Consider the following 20345-nt stretch of genomic DNA (forward strand, 5'->3'; position numbering starts at 1 on the left):
TTTGTTCTGGTAAAGTTGTGTCATTAGCTATTTTTCGGAGCAAAGAAATGAAAGTAATTCGTAGCCAAAAAGCCTATGCGACCAAAGACGGCGCGGGTGTGCGCATTAACCGCATCGCTGGGTTTGATGGCAAAAGCTTAGATCCTTATTTGATGATTGATGAGCTAAAATCAGACGACGAAAGCGACTACATGGGCGGATTTCCGCCACATCCTCACAGGGGCATTGAAACCTTTACCTATATTCGCAAAGGTGGGTTTGAACACCAAGATCAAATGGGTAACAAGAAAGCCATTCGCAGCGGTGATGTGCAGTGGATGAGTACAGGTCGAGGAGTTGTACACAGTGAAATGCCTTTGGTCGATGAAGATAATGGGATGCACGGTTTTCAAATTTGGTTGAACATGCCAGCCAAAGAAAAAATGCGGCCACCACAATATCAGGATTCGGTGGATACGGGCGTGCCTAAGTTAGTTAACTCTGAGCAAGTTGAATTACGAGCTCTAGCAGGCAACTGGTTGATGGACACTCAATCCATCGCGGGGGCTATCCAAGGACTTGCGGGTAATGGTGCGATTGCCGATGTCATATTGCCAAAGCATACTAAAACGGTATTGGATGTATCTGCGCATGAAAAAGTGCTGATCTATATTCACAGCGGTCAACTAGCAGACTCTGCGTTTGTTGCGGGCAATTTACTTGAAGTGTCACCTAGCGAACCCTTGGTATTGGCAGCTTCTGCAAATGGTTTAGGCGCGCTGGTACTGGCAGGTCAACCTATCAATGAAGAAATCGCGCATATGGGGCCCTTTGTTATGAATACTCAAGAGCAGCTGCGTGAAGCTGTGAGAGATTATCAGTTGGGTAAATTTGGCGATATTGTTTAGTTAGGAGGATGAAATGGGGTTACTGGTAGATGGAAAATGGCAAGACAAGTGGTATGACACCAACAAAAGTGACGGCAAGTTTGAACGTGAGGCGGCAAAGCTGAGAAACTGGATCACTAGAGATGGCTCTGCTGGGCCAACGGGTGAAGCAGGGTTTAAAGCGAGCTCTGGTCGCTATCATTTGTATGTGTCGCTTGCTTGCCCTTGGGCGCACCGTACTTTAATCTTCAGAGCATTAAAAGGATTAACAGAGCATATTTCTGTATCGATAGTCAGCCCTGATATGCTCAGTAATGGCTGGACATTTGACACCTCCAGCGGTAGTTCAGGGGATGATTTATACGGTCACGAGTTTATGCACCAGTTATATACGCTCAACGATAGTAACTACTCGGGGCGTGTCACTGTGCCTGTACTTTGGGATAAGCAGCAAAAAAGGATCGTCAGTAACGAGTCGAGTGAAATTATTCGCATGTTTAATAGCGCTTTTGATGAGATAACTGGCAATCGAGACGATTACTACCCAGAGCGTCTGCAGTCATCCATTGATCATATTAATGACTATGTTTACAAAAACATTAATAACGGGGTATATCGCTGCGGTTTTGCCACAACACAAGAAGCATATGAACAAGCTTTTGACTCATTATTTGCTGCGTTGGATAAAATAGAAGCCATTTTAGCCGACTCTTTATACCTTGTAGGAAACAGTCCAACGGAAGCTGATTGGCGTTTATTTACTACTTTGATCCGCTTTGATGCCGTGTATTTTGGGCACTTTAAATGCAATAAACAGCAAATTGAAGACTATCCAAATATTGCTAATTACTTGCGAGATTTATATCAGTGGCCGAATGTTGCTGATACGGTTGACTTTAAGCATATCAAAAGACATTACTACTATAGCCATACCATGATTAATCCAACGGAAGTAGTGCCAAAAGGACCTGATATTAACTATTGGTCGAAGCACAACCGTCGTTAACATATCCCTAATAGTTGTTAAGCACAGCCATGCAAAATGCTGTGCTTTTTTAGTGCAATCATTTAGATAGAGTAGTACCAATCCACAGCATGCAGGCGGCTCTTATGCCGCTTGATTTTTGCAAATACGTAATGCTCAACTAAAGTTATAACTAATCAAAAGTAGTAAAAAGTACTTACGGATTAAGTTTCGATGCGCGCAAACATCTTGGTTGTTGAAGACGATGATATAAATTTTTTGGTTATCCAAAAAATCCTTTCCTCAAGCTACATCGTTGAGCGCTGTGTCAGCGGTTATGATTGCATAAAGTTTTGTGAAGCAAAAATCCCAGACGTCATCTTGATGGATGTAGAAATGCCTGGCTTGAATGGTTTAGAAACTTGCAAAGCCCTTAAAAATAAAGAATCAACCAAAGATATCCCGGTGATTTTTGTTACCTCACACCATGAAGACAATGAACAAACAATGTGTTGGCAAGCGGGCGGTAGTGACTTTGTTATCAAGCCCGTTAATGCCTTAACTTTGCAGCACCGAGTTGATGCACAAGTTAAATTGCAAAGTCAGTATGCAAAGTTAAAGTCTATGGCATTCATCGATGGGCTTACCCAAGTGTATAACCGCCACTATCTTACCTCTGAGCTTGAAAAGAGGCTCTCTTACGCTAAACGCAATGGTACGGCATTTTCGCTATTTATGGCCGATATTGACAGGTTTAAAAAATATAATGATTTTTATGGGCATCTCAAAGGAGACGAGTGTTTAAAACAGGTTGCTCAACTTATAGAGACTAACCATTCTCGCGGTGAAGACGCGGTAGTTAGATATGGTGGGGAGGAATTTGTGTGCATTATGCCGCAGGTTGATAAACACGGCTTAGAAACGCTGACAAGCAAACTAAAGCAGCGCATAGAAAATGCGAGTATTCCCCATGATGGCTCGCCATTTGGCAGAATAACACTCAGTATTGGTGGCGTGTATAGCAATGTGGTGAGCGATGCCAATGATCAAAAGTGGCTACAGGTGGCGGATGAGCAACTCTACATATCAAAAGAAAGTGGTCGCAATTGTGTCACTATAAAGGAGCTATAGCGTGACAAACAAACAATCTATTTTTCGTGTGATTAAGAATAGCTCGCTGGGTGGTAGTTTAGCGTTGTTAGCACTTGCTATGGCTGTAGTTGTTGTTTTATATGATAATAATATTGAACGGCAGGCGCAAAACAAAGTCACTCAACAATTATCCGATGCCTTAGTGCAGCAAAAGGATATGTTTAAAAGTGAGTTGCAAATCTACAGGAACTACATCAATTTTTTGGTTGATACCCCGCCCATTCAGGGGATCTCAAGAGCACAGCGTAATCAAGGTATTGATCCAAAAGACCACACAACCTCTGAGCAGTGGAAAACACGACTATCAATGATATTTAGTTCGATGATGTATACCTATGGTGAAATTAATCAGTTGCGGCTGCTGGATGGAAAAACTGGTGATGAGCTTGTCAGAGCAGACCGTTATGGTGGCTTGATATCAATTCAGCCTGCAGCAAAATTACAAAACAAAGCACATCGAGAATACTTTTCACGAACAATAAAACTCAAAGAGCGGCGCATATATGCATCGCAAATTGATTTGAATAGAGAGCACGGAGAGATTGTCTATCCACTTGAGCCCACTTTACGTGTTGCCACGCCAGTATACAACGAAAGTAATGAGCTATTTGCCGTTTTGGTGGTTAATATAAACGCACAGATATTGCTAGATAAGCTAAAAAGTGTGTTGCCAGTGGGGGTTTTATCGAATTTGCTAACACCTGATGGTCATTTTATTTATCACCCCAATGAAAGCCTGCGTTTTAGTAAAGACCTTAATGCTGATATGACATGGCAATCGTACTTTAAGCAAAAGCCATGGTTAGTAGATGGTGTACTCGTAGCGAGCTCTGAGAATATGCAGTATCTGGCTATGAAAGCTGACTTATTTGTGTCGTCTAACTCAGAGATGGGTAAGGTTGAGGGCGTTAGTTTAGTTCCTTACGGACAATATGAAGAAGCACTGTTTGATAGGCGATTGAATGCTTATACAGTGATTTTTATTGTCGTTCTTTTATTTACTTTGGGGGTGTTGGCACTATGGGCATACTTTAGAAATAGTCAGCAGTTGCTGGAAGCTAGATCTGAGTTGGCGGATATCATTAACGGTGCATCCGATGGCATTATTGGTTTTAATAACGAACTTGAAATAACCAGTCACAATATTGCGGCCGAGCAATTTTTCACAGAATTACAAGGGCTTTCAATAGGTCCATATAAACTGTTAGGCCGCTATATACCAAGTGATTACTTTCATTCAACCCTATACTATGTCTCTCATAAACTCCCCCCTGAACCATTAGAAATAAGCGTTGAGCTTGATGGAACATCACGCGATTTATACTTAACGGCATCCCCCATTCATTCAGTTGAAGAGAAATTACTTGGTTTTGCGCTGTTTGTAACGGATACAACGGAGCAAAACAAAGCCAAAGCTGAAATCGTAAAGATGAATGCATCATTAGAAGCGCAAGTTGAGCAAAGAACCTTAGAGTTGGCATTGGCTAAACGTCGTGCAGAAGAGTCTTCTAAGGTGAAAAGTGCTTTTATCTCTAGTATTAGCCACGAAATGCGTACGCCACTAAACGGCATCTTAGGCACTCTTGAATTAGTCAGAAGAGAGGTGGTGAGTCAGCAGCAGTCTAATTACCTAGAAATGATGAGTACCAGTGCCAAGACCTTGTTAAGCTTAATTAATGATGTACTTGATTTATCCAAAATCGAAGCAGGGAAGCTTGAAATTGATTCACAGCCTTTCAATCCAATTCAATTAATTGAACATGTTGCCAGTTCGGTTGGTATTAAAGCCCAACAAAAACACCTTCAATACCTTTTAGATTTAACAGACGTTAGATATTTAAGCCTGACAGGCGACGCTGGGCGATTAAAACAAATACTGTATAACCTAATTAGTAACGCGATTAAGTTTACCGTCAAAGGTGGTGTGTACATTCATGCCAATACCAAAGACGAAGGAGAGCTGGTGTGGCTCGATGTATCAATTAGGGATACCGGCGTTGGCATTGCAAAGCAAAACTATGACCGATTATTTGAAGCCTTCAGCCAAGAAACACAAAATGTATCAAGTGAGTATGGTGGAACAGGATTAGGCTTATCCATATGCAAACAACTGTGTGAGCTTATGGGTGGAAAAATAGACTTTAAGTCAGAAAAAGGAACTGGTAGCACGTTTGTTTTTTCTATTCCATATCAGCGTAGCGATGCTAAGCCGCTTTATTTGCGCCCTATTCTCAGTGGAAAAAAGATTTTCTTGGCTGCAAAAACAGAGCAAGAAGAACAGTATTGGAAAAAAGTGTTGAGCCTATTTGGCGCTATAATTTGTGACTTGAATCATGCTGATTTTTGGTTGGTTGATTTTGGTAGTGAACTTGGACAAAATTTATCAACTGCCGCGAACTTAGACAAAAAGGCATGTTTTATTTTTGACCCTATAAGTGACCCTACTCCACCCAAATATGCGTTAGCGACTATGAGTAAGCCAGTAGCCTATATTGATGTGCTCGCCGCTTTTAACAAACCAGACACGCTCGCTCTTTTTGACCTCAAAGATAGCAGTATTAAAAGCCAAAACTTTGCAAGCAAATTTTCTGCACTTAAAGGGCAAACAGTTATAGTGGTCGATGATAACCAAATTAATTTAGAAGTAGCCAAAGGCGTTTTAAATGGCCAGAGCATAAATTCTATATTGGTACATTCTGCTCAAGAGTTGCTGGAAAAATTAAACTACCTTGCCTTAGAGCAAAGTGAAGTACTTGCCATTTTAATGGACTGTAATATGCCAATTATGGACGGTTATGCTGCAACAGCCGCTGTACGAGCAGGAGAAGGCAGCGAACTATATAAGTCCATACCTATCATCGCTTTGACTGCAAGTGCTATGGATGGAGCAGAAGAGCGCTGCAAGTCTGTGGGCATGGATGATTACGTTACAAAACCGATAGATGCACAGAAACTATTCAATATTTTGATGAAATACGTAGATGATGCATCTCCATCCAATGAAGAGGATGAGCGCGAGCCAATTCAAGCTAGTCAATATAATGCCAGTGAGTTCAATGATGATGAAATGGATGCCAATATACCATCATTAGATAGTGAAGCCGCTTTGGCCCGCTTGATGAATGATGAGAGCTTGTACACTAAAATTTGTGAGCTTTTTAAAGAAAGTGCCAATGCTCGCTTTATAGAAATGACTGATGCGATAGAGCAAGTTGATCATGACAAGATAAAACAAGCGGCACATGCACTCAAAGGTCAAGCTGGGGATGTTGGCGCCAAGCGTTTGCACTATTTAACAAATAAGCTTGAGATTGCAGCTAAAGATGAAGCGCAAAGTAATATCCATCGGATGATATACTCAGAAATTCAACTTGAATTAGAGCGGGTCTATAGGGCAATTGATTCTCAGGTTTTAAATGCGGCCAGCTAGTATCTTGTAGATTTTAGACAGGTGTTGGGTAGCAGCACCGATCTATAGTCACTAAGGGTGTTGGAGCTAAGATCATAGGCACCAAGTATATTCCATTTGCAGGGCAGTTTGCTGAGCGACTTTGTCACCAAATCTTTTTTTTACAAGTGCTAAGCACATATCAATACCAGCAGATATACCCGCTGAGCTAGTAAAATTCTGATCCATGATGTAGCGAGTATTGTCGACGACATTCAGTTGCGGATACTTAGTTTTTAACTCTTCTATTTCTTGTTGATGTGTGGTGACTTTTTTTCCATCAATGAGCCCTGCCTCTGCATACAGAAATACCCCGGTGCTTACCGAAGCACATGCTCGGGTATGTTGAGCCGTCTCTGCAAGCCAATGAAGAACGGTTGGGTTTTTCATTATTCCTTGATGCTTTCCGCCAGCTACGACTAACAAATCAAAGTGAGGGTTTGAGTAGATACTGTAATGGGGGTTTACACTCATACCGCCCCGTGTTCTCACTGGCGCTTGGGTTGGGGCTACTAGACTGACACCGAGGTGTTCGTTAACAAGTTTGTTGGCTGATGAAAAAACTTCATAAGGACCACAAAAATCAAGTATTTCGACGCCATCATAGATGAAAATTCCAACTTCCATAAGGTCTCCGCTAATTGCAATAGAACCCAAGCTAACAGTGTAGTTATAGAGCTCAAAAAATGATAACCCAATTTTACGTTCACCGCAGTAATTGTATTTTTACCGCTTAAATGTTGCAGTTTTTTGTTCCCCATTTAGACTGGGATGGTTTTAATGCCAAATTAATAAAATAAAAATACTAAGAGTATATTATGATTAAACCAACAATAAAGGCCTTGAGTGCTGCGGTCTTGCTAGCTCTGGCTGGGTGTAGTACTACTTCAACCCAAGAACAAGTTGTCGCTGAACAGGTTGTACAAAGCAATCTATTGCTACAAGAATTTAAAGGGCCTTATCAAGGCGTTCCTCAGTTTGATAAGATGGAACTTGCAGATTTAAAACCAGCTTTGGAAGCGGGTATGGCTGAACAGCTTGCTGAGGTTGAAGCCATCGCAAATAATCCTGAAGCTCCGACATTTAAAAATACCATTGTTGCCTTAGAAGCTGCGGGACAAACTCTTGACCGAGTTTATGCATATTATGGTATTTGGAGAGCTAACAAGTCGAGCCCAGAGCTACGTGAGATCAGTAGTGAGATGGCGCCTAAATTGTCTTCTTTCTATTCTAAAATCAACCAAAACAGTAAGCTATTCGAGAGAATCAAAACGGTTTACGAGAGCGAAGAGCTAAAAAAACTCACTCCTGAAGAACAACGTATTACCTGGATGACCTACAATAGCTTTGCCCGCAATGGCGCAACGTTAACAGGTGAAGCCAAAGAGCGTTATGCGCAAATTAACCAAGAACTTGCCTCTTTATACACCAAATTTTCAGCCAATGTTTTAGCGGATGAAGAAAATTATGTGGTTTATCTAACGCAAGATCAGTTATCTGGACTACCTTCTTCGTTTATTGAAGCCGCGGCTGCAGCCGCAAAAGAACGTGGCAAAGAGGGGATGTATGCAGTTACAAATTCTCGCTCTTCTATGGATCCGTTTTTAACCTACTCGACTGAGCGTGCTCTAAGAGAGCAAGTGTGGAAAAACTACTACAATCGTGGTGGCAATGGTGATGAATATGATAACAACGCAATTATCAAAGATATTCTAACCCTGCGTCATGAACGCGTGAATTTGCTCGGTTATGACAACTACGCACAGTGGCAGCTTGAATCTCGCATGGCAAAAACGCCTGAAAACGCGATGGAATTAATGAACAAAGTATGGCCCGCCGCAATTGCTCGAGTAAAAGAAGAAGTTGCAGATATGCAGGCTATCGCTGACAAAGAAGGTGCAGATATTACTATTGAGCCATGGGATTATCGTTTTTATGCAGAAAAGGTGCGTAAAGACAAGTATGACTTAGACTCGAATGAGGTTAAGCAATATCTACAGCTAGATAAGCTTAGAGAGGCAATGTTCTATGTTGCCGGCAGACTGTTCAACTTTGAGTTCTCTGAAGTACCTGCTGGAAAAGTGCCGGTATTTCACCCTGATGTGCGCGTTTGGGAAGTAACAGATAAAGTAACAGGTAAACATATCGGTTTATGGTATCTAGACCCGTTCGCTCGCAAAGGTAAGCGCTCGGGAGCATGGGCTACTACTTATAGAAGTTATACAACGTTTGATGGACCAAAAAATGTGCTTAGCTCAAACAACTCTAACTTTGTTAAGGGCGTCGAAGGTAAGCCAACTTTGATTTCTTGGTCAGATGCTGAAACCTACTTCCACGAATTTGGTCATGCATTACATTTCCTATCTGCTAATGTAGTTTATCCAAGTTCGCATAACGGTGTGCGTGACTATACGGAGTTTCAATCGCAGCTGTTAGAGCGCTGGTTAACCACGGACGAAGTTATTAATAATTTCCTTGTACATCAGGAAACAGGCAAGCCGATGCCAAAAGAGCTGATCGCAAAAATTAAAAAGTCAGCAACATTCAATCAAGGTTTTGCGACAACGGAGTATCTTGCATCTGCGATGACGGATTTACTTTATCACAGCACAGATCCTGCACTCATTGAGCCTGCAAAATTTGAAAAAGCGCAATTAGATAAACTTGGCATGCCAAAAGAACTTGTTATGCGTCACCGCAGTACTCATTTTGGTCATGTGTTCTCTTCTGAAGGTTATGCAGCAAGCTACTATGGATATTTATGGGCTGAAGTGCTGACTTCAGATGCAGCAGAAGCATTTGCAAGTGCGCCAGGTGGTTTTTATGACAAACAAGTGTCTGAGCGATTGGTGAAATATCTATTTTCTGTAAGAAATGCGATGGACCCTGCGCAAGCATATCGTTTGTTTAGAGGTAGAGACGCTGATGTAAGTGCGTTGATGCGCGATAGAGGCTTTCCCGTTACCAAATAATAATGAGATCAATGTGAGGGCTTAGTTTAGCCCTCTTTTTTTGCTTTAATTTTGTGTGGCCTGTGTGTGTAAACTATGCTGCTTTTTGTGTTAGTGATCGAAGCTGAGTTATTGTGCGGGTTGGGTGAAATTTGCTCATCAAAAAGATCTTAGTGACAAAAAATAACCAGAGAAATGAACAAAAAGTTTGTAAAGGGGGTTTACGAGTTCCTATCTTAGTTAACTATTTTAATCTACAATCGCAGTGAAAAAGCCCTATTCAGAGAAAAACCTATAAAAAGTGGGTTATTTTTAATCTGGTCAGATGAGTGTGTATTTTATTGAATTAAATGGAATAATTGTGTTTTTTTAGTTTTTTTGTATGGTTTTTATTTTTTATTCTAGTTACTTTGTTTGAGTTTTTTCGTTCTGTTTGTTATAAATACTCATACTTTATTAAGGTAAAGTTCAGTTTGTTGCTAATAGCGTTAAAGTTTCATTCAAGGATGTGGTGCTTATTGTTAGCTTGTTTTTATTTAGGAGCGCATCATGTCTTTATTTCGTACCTATAATGTGGATTCTGAGCAGCAGTTAACTCTGCCGATAACGTTTGCAATTACACTACTCCTATTAGCATTAACTTTGTTTACTTTTCCCAGCCAAGCTGATCATGCAGATCAGGCCGTAGCTCAAGAAACGCAATGTACACAAACTCCTTGTGAGGACATGTCTTAGAGCGCCTTTGTGACTTTTTAGGTGCTTTCGTCGTGATCCAATATGGGATCTAAAACAGCTAGCTGGAATAGTTATCTACCACACTATTTAATCAAAACGAGTCAAATTTTATTGAATATGGGATAAATAAGCTTGTTCATTTATCCTAACTCGGTATAGTTTGTATTTTCGCAAAAAAATACGCAAAACTACCGAGAATTATTTATGCAATTAGTCGATTTAAACCCTGAAGACCCAAGTGTTATCGAAGTATTTTCTGAAATCGACCGTCTAATGGGTACTTTGTACCCAATCGCGAGTGCTCAGTCTCTTAGTCTTGAGGAGTTACGACAGCCAAATGTACATGCTATCGGATTGAAAAATGAAGATGGCATTGTGGCGTGTGGAGCGATTGTAAAGCAGTTTGATAAATCCTTATATGGTGAAATAAAGCGTTTGTATGTTCGCCCAAGCTATCGTGGTAAAGGCCTTTCAAGACGTATCATGCAGATATTGCTTCACTATGCCGGAGAAGCGCAAATTCCCTTGATCCGTCTAGAGACAGGTAGCAAACAAACGGAAGCCATTCATTTATACGAAAACTTAGGCTTTAAACGCTGCGAATGTTTCGGTTTTTATAGAGACAACCCGTTGAGTGTGTTTATGGAGTTGTCTTTGAACGAGCAGTAATTGATGCTCAGGGGCTCCCATAAATTAATCTAAAGGTGTCGTTAATATGCAGTGGGTAGCTTTTGCATAAATATCGTCACCTCAGCCATCGTAATACCGAACTTTTTAATGTAGGAACGATTCACAATAGTGTTATCGTTGAATGACCATATCCAGTCATCAAAGGCAACTTGGTAGCTGGTATCATCCACAGGCAAATCCATGCTGTATTGCCATCGCATGGCATTACCGTAGAGTTGCCCTTGCGCTAAGCCGAGTATGTCATCGGCGCGGCCTTGTAACATATCTGTTTCGTTTTTTGCCGATATTTTCCATACTCTGTGCGTAACGCCCTCTCCTACTTCATAGTGAAATGTCTCGTCTAGCACTAAAATATTATCGATATCAATGGACCCTTTGATATCCACGGTGAAACGTTGTACAAGGTCTCCAGAACGATTTTGTACTATTCCCCATGCTTTTACGGGACCGTTAAAAAAATGGTAAGGGTCAAAGCTTGGAGAAATACTATTATATTTCTGTGGGTTGATATTTGTTCCACAGCCTCCAAGTACGACGGCCGCTGTTATTACAATGATGGTTTTGCGCACTTTGATATCCCCTATTTGATGTTGAGCAATGCCTTTCGCATGTCTGGCTCTGAGGTGTTTTCGCCAAGCCAAATAGCGAAGAAATGCTGAGTAAACTGTGGGTCGTCAATCTCACCGATTAACTTATCACCTTGATAAAAACGGCTTGTGCCTTCGATGGTACGTTTGCCGTATAATTGTGTGCCGTTACTAACATCTGGAAAAATGGACTGCATTTGTGATTGCCATTTAGTCAGCTTTAGTTTGTCGTCGAATCCTTGGTTTTTTATTTCTTCAACGGAGCGTTGTGCAATGTCTTTTCCTTTGAGGTCCCGTAAATAATGAAGTTTTAGGATAAAAGGCTCATTTGCGCTAAATCGACCTTGAGGGGCATAGAGTGTTGCTTGATAAACATCCCAAAACAAATACGTCAACGTTGGAGAGGTGCCAACGGGCTTGGATGTTGGCAGTAATTTTTGCGCAATAGAAGCCTGCACAGGAAAGCCAGTTAATAGTAGCCAAGATAAAAATGTCACGAGTTTCATAACAAATCCACGAGTTCATCACTACCTTTGCAATACGTAAGTAAACTACGTATGGATCTGGGGGAATGGTGTTTTTGTCAAGGGCCATTACAGTTTGGAAAATTGACTAAATTGCTCGATGAACCAAGTCAGCTTTGGATCGTTTTGCCTAGTTTTATGGAAGTACAACTTTATCTTGTAATTAGGAATGTCCAATGGAGGCTCAAGTAAGACTAATCCAAGAGGTTTGGTGACTTGTACTGCATACGCTTCGGGTAGCGTCAATAAATGATGTGAGTGTTGCAGATAATAAGGCGCAATAAGAACATGCGGCAAAGTGATAGCCACTTTTCTTGATTTTTTAATTTTTGCTAACATGGTATCGACGATACCTTTATTCTCATTCCAAGGCGCAATTAGAATATGGCTATGAGCTAAAAAATCACTTAGGCTTAACGATGTTTGTTGTGCAAGTGGGTGATGCTCTGAAATAGCGGTTACATACCTGTCTTCAAACCATGAATACTCTAATATGCTCTCACTTTTTTCTTGCTCATGTGTAAAACCACACGCAAAGTCAAGTCTACCGTCCCGCAAAGCTTCTTGAGGGATACGTTGCTCTAAAGAGACCAGCTGCAAGCTAATATGTGGGTAGTGAGCATTGAATTTATGTACAAGTGGCCTTAGACACCAAGCCGTGTAATCTGTCGTAGCAATAGTAAAGCTGGCTTTTTGCGCACTGTTAAACGGTTCGAACGGTTTTAATCCAACGCTGAGTTGTTGCATAGCTGGTAAAACGCTTTGTGCTATCTGTTGCGCAAACATCGTGGGAACCATTTCGTTATCTATGCGAATAAATAACTCATCAGCAAGGCGCTGTCGAAGCCTAGTGAGGGCATGACTGCATGCTGACTGACTAAGGTTTAACTCTTGGGCTGTTTTGCTGACTGAGGCGGTTTGGTACAGTGATGCAAATAGCTTCAGTAAATTGAGATCGATATTTGGTAACACTTATGATTTCCTTGCATATTGAGGTTGTAATATATGCACTTAATTCATGTGCCACTTTAGCATACACTAGCGTTTTAAGGTTAAATAAGGATCCAGATGAGTATTCAAATTCGTCCTGCAAAAAAAAGCGATGCCCCTACTATATTGGCGTTTATTAATGATCTCGCCGTTTATGAAAAAGAGCCCGATGCTGTTTTTAATACGGTATCAGAAATTGAAAAGAAGCTATTTTGTGAGCACCCCACTGCCCATGCGCTTATTTGCGAGCAAGAAGGTGAAGCGATAGGTTTTGCAGTGTACTTTTTTAATTATTCCACTTGGCTCGGTAAGCACGGTTTATACCTAGAAGACTTATATGTATCGCAAGATAAACGTGGTAATGGTGCGGGAAAGGCCATCATGCAGTATTTGGCACAACTAGCTTTGGAAAAGGATTGCGGTCGCTTTGAATGGGTTGTACTTGATTGGAACAAACCTGCCATTGATTTTTACGACAGTATTGGCGCAAAACCGCAAGGTGAATGGATCATTTATCGCCTAAGTGGAGATGAGTTGCGCTCATTTGCGCAGCAAGGAAAGTAATTAACTCATCACTGCGGCTCTAAAACTTCTTTGACACGTGCTCTAAGAGCTGGGAGCACGTCACTTTCAAACCATGGGTGACGCTTTACCCACATTTGATTTCTTGGGCTTGGATGTGGCAACACTATTTGTGTGGGTAGTAACGTGTTCCAGTTGTTAACTTGCTCCGTTAATGATTTATCTTTGTCTAAGTGAAAGCGCTGAGCGTGTTGGCCAATGATAATCTTAAACTTTATATTATTCAGTTGGCTAAGTAAGTTGTGATGCCATGTTTTAGCGCATGTAGCTAGCGGTGGCAAATCTCCAGACTGCCCTCTTCCTGGATAACAAAAGGCCATCGGAATGATCGCAAAGTTGTCAGCGTTATAAAACTGCTCTTTATCAACATTCAGCCAAATTCTTAAGCGTTGTCCACTGGCGTCATTAAATAAACGATTGGTTTTATGGACACTTAAACTGGGGGCTTGTCCTGCAATCAATATTTTTGAGCTTTTACTTACTTGTAGTACAGGGTTGGGGCCAAGAGGAAGCGATTGCTCACATAGTGTACATGCCCTGATTTGCTCAAGAAGCTGCATTTGATAATCCAAAGAGTAAAAAGCTAAGATTAACATAATCTTGTAGTGAAATTTAGCGAGCTGTTATATAAACCGAAAAATTACTAACTGACTTACTCTAGCCAAAAATTACGTGTGCACAGATCACTCTTTTACTCACTCATTACATAGTTCAAGTGATTTGATAGGTACTGAGATTCATATCTGCCTGTTGAGACATATCTGAGCTAGGTAAGGATCATCATTTTACCAACATAAGTTAGTAAATTAGTGATCCAAGTTGACATTATTTTAATTCGAGTTGGTAAAAACTTGATCTAGCAAGGTTGAGTTAGTAAAAATCTGATCTGGTCTTGCTCTTTAGTTGGTAAAAATGCGATCTCTATATAAAACAATGAGTTTTCGTTAGTAAAAACGTGATCTGAATAAGGTTTGATGTACACAATCATGTATAAAAGAGGTATTCAAGTTAGTAAAAAACTGATCTCTGTGATGTTTTAAACGCGCTTACCTATAACCTAGCAGGGGGGTTGGAGCCATATTTATGACAGAGTTAGTAAAAACGTGATCTGCGATCAGTTGTTATATATAAAGTTATGTTTTATATTTTCAAGCACTTGATAAATAAAGCTTATTTCTTTATTTTAGTTAGTGAAAATTTGAGGTTTATGAGCGCGTTATGAAGCAAAAGGCCCTATTAATTTACTATCATTGAACCCCGTGAATTTTGCTTTTTCTGACTTAGTTAAAATCTGATCTTTAACAACTCTTCAGCTGTACAGTCATCATAGGAGTTAAATTTGTTTAAGCAAAGCACTGGTTAGTTAGTAAAAAGCTGATCTCTTATGAGATCAGCTTTATATCAACTTATAACTTTGACCAGTCCAGCTGCATGTCCCACACATAGCGGTGCTCTGGTTGTAGTGGTTGTTGCGACTCATCAATTTGCTGCAAAACATTTTGTGCTTTGACAAGGGTTGCATCTCGTCCAAAGATGTAACTTTGTTCTTTGACGATAGTTAAGTAGGCTTTGTTTAGCGCCAAAGCGCGTTCTGGCGAAGGTGTTATCAGTTCATACAAACTGCTAGCTTGGGTTACTTTTTGTTTATCAACATGGCCGTCCTTTTTAAACCAACGCTTTAGCATCTCTTGGTTTTGACGAAACTCATCACCACCACCAACGCGCTCCATATAAGTTAAAAACTCACCTTGTTGCTCACCCTTATTTGGCGCATCTTTCATCGACTTTAGGTTTATGTAGCCCCACCCTTTCTCACCCGTTACTTTACGAGCAAATGAAAAAGTTTGGTCGTAGGTTGAGCCAACTGTTTTATGGCAGCCGTTACAAAATGCCAGTTCCTGCTTGTGCTGTGGTCGCAATTGACCTTGCTTATCTTCGATGTAACCGTTAATGATCCAGCCAAAAGTATTGTTTACGCCACTATCACCGAGATAAAGGGTTTGTGGAAGTTGCTCGAAGGACTTTTCTTTGGCTTCACGATAGTAAGAAGCGGCTAACGCTGCTTTAGATTTGAAGCGATGCTTTTTCATATAACGCACTTCTTTCATTCTAGGTGCATTGTAGATCTGACCTTCTTTATCAACCCCTATATATCGAACGGTATGCAAAAATTCTGTGCCCTCAGGGTACAACTGATATGCAAGCTGTTCATCGGCATCGCCTACGTAGTGGCTCTGTTTATTCAAGTACGAAATTTTACTAAGTTGACCATCATTGTTAAGGTCGTGGCCAATACGTTGCTCGTCGATTACGGGAGTAGAAACGCCCTCTAAGCCTTTTAGAGCGATTTCAACCAAACTTAAGTTTGCAAGGTAAACATCTTGGTTATAAACGCCTTGGTTGGTTCTGAAAGCGTCTGGTAAGCGAATCATCACATCCCCTGTAGAGCCGTTTGTCGGCCAAAATGTGCTAGGGAAGGGTTTATAGTTAAATGCCACCCAGCCGCTGCCGTCATTGGCAAAACCTAAGTCATCAAATGCTCTTTCTGGGTAAGCTAGGTTTTGAATAGGCGTGATCTCACCTTGCCAATCATCATTTTTTTGTTGCTTGGCGATAAACTCGCTGTAATTGTCTTGATTTATCCAGTTTAAAATTTGCTCATCAGAAATACTCTTGACCAGCTCAGTTCTGTCAATGAACAAGTTTTTCCAGTGATTTTTGGTGCCGAGGTCCGAAAAATCGTAGCTGCCTTGTAAATGTCCATCGAACATTTGATTTGGTTTATTAGCGTCACTTTTGTCGGTTTGGTGGCAGGCATAACATGGGTTATTCACGCCATCCGTTTTGGTATAGCACTGTGGTGGAATAACTGACTCTGCATTGTAAGTTTCATCATGTTGTAAGTAGGCTACAGCTGGAATTTCTTCACCTACACGATAAGGAGCATCCGTCACAGGGCTTTGTAGTTGAGCAGCAAGGTGTTGTGATGGTTTATCACACCCAGCGAGCAAGCAAAGTGCAAATAAGGCGACAAAAGTAGGGTATTTCATTTTTATGACTTCCATATTTTGGGCAAAAAAAACGGCAGCTCGTATCGAGTGCCGCTTTGGAGTGTTGTTGTTATTTAGACTTTGGATCGTATAGCCATAGCGTGTTGTTTTCTTGGAAACCGTCTTCACCAATGATGATACGGCCGTCACGCATAACGATAACGTTATCAGGCTGAGAAAGTTGGTTTACGTCACAGCGCTCAGCACCGGTTAGGCTTGAACGATAAGTGGCACCCATAACAACAGGCTCAATACGTGTTAAGTTGTAGTTGTTATCGATAGCAGCGCGGTATACACCACCACAGTCTTTAACGCGGGCTGAAAGCTGAATATCGCCTTTGTCATCAATCATGGTGTTATCAAGGTCGGAAATACCAATGTACATATAAGCTTTGTTGACCACTTCACCTGCGATTAAATCTTGGCCTGTAACAGCTTCAAGTACACGGTCATGGTTGATGCTGATACCTTCAAGCTTACGCCATTCTGCAGTAGCGCCTTTTAAGCGCGCTGCTTGACGAGACTCTAAAAATGCAACGCGGTCATCCATTGGCTTGCCTGCTGTCACTGGGCTTCCGCCCTCTGCTTCAGTTGGGTAAGTCGCCTTTCCGTCAGCCCATGCTTGTACATCGGCCATAGATATGTAGCTGGTTTTGCCTTCAACATAATCTGCGGTTGTGATGTTATCGTATTGAGCAACCCAAGTTTCGATGTTAGCGTTGCTGCCACTTGCAAGCTTTATCCACTCAATATCAAAACCGGTTACAGCCGGGTCATTTAACCCTGCATCTTGCTTAAGTTTGGCACCATAAAGCGTACCTGAGCTTAAATCTTCAGGCTGATCTGCCACAAATTTGAAAAGTACACCACCGGTGTCATCTTGAGATGAGTAAACTGTGCGACGATCAGGCATAACCACAGAGTTTTCATGCTCATAGCGGCCAATTGTGAAATGTTTAACAACATCAGGAGTTGCGCTGGTTGGGTTTTGTACTTCTGCAATGTAGCCGTAGCGGTAAGGGTTAGGGAAATCTGGTGCTACTAGCGCTTCGATACCATCAGTGCTGGTATCTTTTGGATCATTCCAGCTTGCATCGGTTGTTGTATCTACTTTTGAGTTTACGATCCATTCTTCAGATGTGAGCGGTGTGCCCCATGGTGAAACTGAACCAAAACAGTTAGCGGCTGTGCCTTGTACCCCGTCGAAATTAACCATCATGGCTTCGGTTACTGACCATTTGCCTTTGGTATCTTTGCTCATTTTCAAGCGGCTCATACCACCTGGATACGATTCCCAGTTGGTAAATAAATAACCTTCATTGTCAGAAGTTGCAACAAAGCCGTTAAAGTCAGGGTTGTCGTTTTTGATGATTTCTTGTTTAGTATTGATGCCGTAATGTACACCAAGCCCACCGGAAACACCTTTAGCGCCAAGCTCAGAGAATACATCGCCTGTTTGCCCTAGTACTTGGTATTGGCCAATTGCTGAGATAACTATTTGTTGTTCTTGTTCTGTCGCAGGTACTGGAGAGCTAACAATATTGCTAGGAAGGTTGTTAAAGTCAACACCAGTTAACACACCAACGGTGCCTTTGTTAAACGTTTTGCCATTTGCTGCAACTGTATTGCTATCTGCAGGGTGTTGAACATTGAAAAACAAGTCGCCTTTGTCAGTAAGGTACAGACCAGTCACTTCAGCGCCTTTTGGCACTGTTGCGATACGCACTAGACCAGATAAGCCTGCACTGCCGTTTCTGCCATCTTTACCATCAACGCCGTCTTGACCATTAGCGCCATCTTGACCGTTAGAACCATTCTGACCATTAGAGCCATTTGTTCCATCTACACCGTTTTGACCAGCAGGACCTTGTTCGCCTTGAGCACCTTTTGGACCTTGTGCTCCATCATCACCATTACATGCTGTGAGCGCGAGTGTGACGGCACCTGCGATCAAAGAAAAGGCTAAACGCTTCATATTGTTACTCCAGTTTACAATTGCTAATTATTGTTAAGGAGGCAATAGCTTGGGTTGTCGCTGTTACAGGTGCCTGACAGTAATGTTAAAGTTTTCATACAGTTATAAGACTGTTTGTGGGCTTCCCAACGGAAGGGTGTCATTAAACTGTAAAGGGGGTTTACACTTACAAATGATGATCCTATTCAATATCATTATGTTGAACGTAGATAAGTTGCTCTATTGCAAAATCATATTGTTGTGCAGTTTGCACAAAATCGTCTATGACGGATTGGCTTACTTTTGGCGTTCTGGCCAATAGCCATAGATACTCTTTGTTATAACTGGTGACATATGCATACTGATATGCGTTTTGATCTAATCCGAATACAACATAAGAGCCATAAAACGGCCCAAAAAACGACACTTTTAAATGGCCAATATCATCGCCGTTGACAAATTTTGCGATGCCATCGGCTTGTTGCCATTCTTTGTCTTGTGTGTGATAACCTTTATTAATGACTTCGACTGAGCCATCGTTATTAATAGCATAAGTGGCGGTCACGTTACTTAGGTTCTGCTCAAAGCTGTGGTCGAGGCGGGCAATTTCATACCATTTACCTTGGTACTTTTGTATATTGAAATTACTAACGGGTTGTATGTTTTCAGGCAGGCCAGTGCAAGCACCAAGCAAAGTGACTAGGCCTAAAGATGCAATGAGTTGTTTCATCGGTCAGCTTAAAAATGGTTTTATCTAAATAATAGTAGGTTACGAGGATAAGAACCGTTAAGATCAACTTTATACCAAGTAATAAACAAGACGAAAGAATACCATGAAAATTTGGGTTGATGCCGATGCTTGTCCTGCGGTAATTAAAGAAATTATATTCAGAGCGGCGCAACGCACGCAAACTGTGACAACGTTAGTGGCAAATCATGCGATGCGAGTACCTGCCACGCAATATGTGAACCTTCTACAAGTGAGTAAAGGGTTTGATATCGCCGATAACGAAATAGTAAAGCGTGTTCAATCGGGTGATATTGTTATCACAGCTGATATTCCTCTTGCTGCAGAAGTCATTGAATTGGGCGCTCTTGCGATTAATCCAAGAGGTGAGGAATATACCATTCACAATATTAAGTCGATTTTAAATATGCGCGATTTTATGGATACCATGCGTAGCAGTGGTGTGGAAATGAGCGGCGGGCCTCCAAAGCTTTCAAATGCCGATAAACAAGCCTTTGGTAACGCGCTAGACCGCTTGCTGACAAAAGCCAGGTCATGAAAATACTAACTCGCGGATTTGGCCAAGTAAGTGGTCTTATAGCAATTTATATTGAACATGCCCCGCCTATGCAGGAATACAAGGAATTGGAGTCAGTTCAAGCGCTTAGGCTTGGTGAAATCGAAATGATAACTAGTGCTTCTGGCAATGGCTGGCGGAAAATATTTAATGTCTATGCCAAAATACTCGGACAACTAGGCCATACAGATCACAATTTTACTAACTATAAAAGTTGGCAAGATTATCGCCAGCAATGCCTATTGCAAAGCCATAGCCAAGAAGCCTTGTTGTTCAGTGTGCCGAACTTGCATGACTCACAGTACCGATATCATGTTATTGCTGGGCGCACCTATGCCAAAAAGCTATTCCGAGATCACATTTTTACTAACTCACTAATTTGGTTGGATGATGAATTTGCAGTTGATAAAACACATAATTTAGTGGTTTGCCCTTTTTTGGATTATCGGCAGTTAAGTAATATAAAAATCAACAAACTATGTGACATCTTACATAGCTTGAACTAGCCTAAATAATACTCACACCGATTGCCGCTAAGGATGCAAAAA

General features: G+C 41.3%; 18 protein-coding genes. 10 read left to right on the plus strand and 8 right to left on the minus strand.

Annotated elements, in window-relative coordinates:
- Window positions 1-47 precede the first annotated feature (47 nt).
- The 4 genes from HC733_RS06515 (at window position 48) to HC733_RS23515 (ending at window position 6412) form a co-directional block, all read left to right on the plus strand.
- Complete coding sequence (locus HC733_RS06515) at window positions 48-887, plus strand: pirin family protein (RefSeq protein ID WP_190364245.1); 840 nt, start codon at window positions 48-50, stop codon at window positions 885-887.
- Between the two features lie 13 nt (window positions 888-900).
- Window positions 901-1872, plus strand: coding sequence for a glutathione S-transferase family protein (locus tag HC733_RS06520; protein WP_190364246.1), 972 nt, complete (start codon window positions 901-903; stop codon window positions 1870-1872).
- Window positions 1873-2064: 192 nt separating this feature from the next.
- Window positions 2065-2961, plus strand: a complete 897-nt coding sequence (locus HC733_RS06525) for a GGDEF domain-containing response regulator (protein ID WP_190364247.1) — start codon at window positions 2065-2067, stop codon at window positions 2959-2961.
- A 1-nt stretch (window position 2962) separates the two neighbouring features.
- Window positions 2963-6412, plus strand: a complete 3450-nt coding sequence (locus HC733_RS23515) for an ATP-binding protein (protein WP_190364248.1) — start codon at window positions 2963-2965, stop codon at window positions 6410-6412.
- Between the two features lie 72 nt (window positions 6413-6484).
- Here HC733_RS23515 and HC733_RS06535 read toward each other — a convergent pair whose 3' ends face one another.
- Window positions 6485-7057 (minus strand): DJ-1/PfpI family protein, encoded by a 573-nt coding sequence (locus HC733_RS06535; protein WP_190364249.1) that lies wholly within the window; start codon window positions 7055-7057, stop codon window positions 6485-6487.
- A gap of 191 nt (window positions 7058-7248) precedes the next feature.
- On the opposite strand from HC733_RS06535, the gene HC733_RS06540 reads away from it, so the two are divergent.
- The 3 genes from HC733_RS06540 (at window position 7249) to HC733_RS06550 (ending at window position 10785) form a co-directional block, all read left to right on the plus strand.
- Complete coding sequence (locus HC733_RS06540; protein ID WP_190364250.1) at window positions 7249-9402, plus strand: M3 family metallopeptidase; 2154 nt, start codon at window positions 7249-7251, stop codon at window positions 9400-9402.
- A 528-nt stretch (window positions 9403-9930) separates the two neighbouring features.
- The gene (locus HC733_RS06545; RefSeq protein ID WP_190364251.1) at window positions 9931-10116 is read left to right on the plus strand and encodes a hypothetical protein; all 186 of its coding nucleotides are present in this window, start codon (window positions 9931-9933) and stop codon (window positions 10114-10116) included.
- A 204-nt stretch (window positions 10117-10320) separates the two neighbouring features.
- Window positions 10321-10785: a GNAT family N-acetyltransferase gene (locus tag HC733_RS06550; protein ID WP_190364252.1), complete on the plus strand. Its 465-nt coding sequence runs from the start codon at window positions 10321-10323 to the stop codon at window positions 10783-10785.
- 41 nt (window positions 10786-10826) lie between these two features.
- Here HC733_RS06550 and HC733_RS06555 read toward each other — a convergent pair whose 3' ends face one another.
- The 3 genes from HC733_RS06555 to HC733_RS06565 all read right to left on the minus strand — a co-directional run bounded on the left by HC733_RS06555 (window position 10827) and on the right by HC733_RS06565 (window position 12889).
- Entirely contained in the window at window positions 10827-11375 is a 549-nt protein-coding gene (locus tag HC733_RS06555; RefSeq protein ID WP_190364253.1) for a DUF3833 family protein, read from the minus strand.
- 11 nt (window positions 11376-11386) lie between these two features.
- A complete protein-coding gene (locus tag HC733_RS06560; protein ID WP_190364254.1) occupies window positions 11387-11899 on the minus strand; it encodes a chalcone isomerase family protein in 513 nt (170 codons plus the stop codon).
- Window positions 11900-11986: 87 nt separating this feature from the next.
- Window positions 11987-12889, minus strand: coding sequence for a LysR substrate-binding domain-containing protein (locus HC733_RS06565; RefSeq protein WP_190364255.1), 903 nt, complete (start codon window positions 12887-12889; stop codon window positions 11987-11989).
- A gap of 96 nt (window positions 12890-12985) precedes the next feature.
- Here HC733_RS06565 and HC733_RS06570 point away from each other — a divergent pair, with 96 nt between their 5' ends.
- Window positions 12986-13471, plus strand: coding sequence for a GNAT family N-acetyltransferase (locus tag HC733_RS06570; protein ID WP_190364256.1), 486 nt, complete (start codon window positions 12986-12988; stop codon window positions 13469-13471).
- Window positions 13472-13479: 8 nt separating this feature from the next.
- Here the strand turns inward: HC733_RS06570 and HC733_RS06575 are convergent, their stop codons facing one another.
- The 4 genes from HC733_RS06575 to HC733_RS06590 all read right to left on the minus strand — a co-directional run bounded on the left by HC733_RS06575 (window position 13480) and on the right by HC733_RS06590 (window position 19223).
- Complete coding sequence (locus HC733_RS06575) at window positions 13480-14049, minus strand: uracil-DNA glycosylase family protein (RefSeq protein WP_190364257.1); 570 nt, start codon at window positions 14047-14049, stop codon at window positions 13480-13482.
- 846 nt (window positions 14050-14895) lie between these two features.
- Entirely contained in the window at window positions 14896-16539 is a 1644-nt protein-coding gene (locus tag HC733_RS06580) for a hypothetical protein (protein ID WP_190364258.1), read from the minus strand.
- Window positions 16540-16609: 70 nt separating this feature from the next.
- Window positions 16610-18514: an alkaline phosphatase PhoX gene (locus HC733_RS06585; protein WP_190364259.1), complete on the minus strand. Its 1905-nt coding sequence runs from the start codon at window positions 18512-18514 to the stop codon at window positions 16610-16612.
- Between the two features lie 181 nt (window positions 18515-18695).
- Window positions 18696-19223, minus strand: a complete 528-nt coding sequence (locus tag HC733_RS06590) for a lipocalin family protein (protein ID WP_190364260.1) — start codon at window positions 19221-19223, stop codon at window positions 18696-18698.
- 103 nt (window positions 19224-19326) lie between these two features.
- On the opposite strand from HC733_RS06590, the gene HC733_RS06595 reads away from it, so the two are divergent.
- On the plus strand, window positions 19327-19779 hold the full coding sequence (locus tag HC733_RS06595; RefSeq protein WP_190364261.1) for a YaiI/YqxD family protein: 453 nt from the start codon (window positions 19327-19329) through the stop codon (window positions 19777-19779).
- Window positions 19776-20303, plus strand: a complete 528-nt coding sequence (locus tag HC733_RS06600) for a DUF6942 family protein (protein WP_190364262.1) — start codon at window positions 19776-19778, stop codon at window positions 20301-20303. Before HC733_RS06595 ends, HC733_RS06600 begins: the two co-directional genes overlap by 4 nt.
- The last annotated feature ends 42 nt before the right edge of the window (window positions 20304-20345 follow it).

This window comes from Pseudoalteromonas sp. S16_S37, assembly GCF_014694405.1.
Lineage (GTDB): Bacteria > Pseudomonadota > Gammaproteobacteria > Enterobacterales > Alteromonadaceae > Pseudoalteromonas.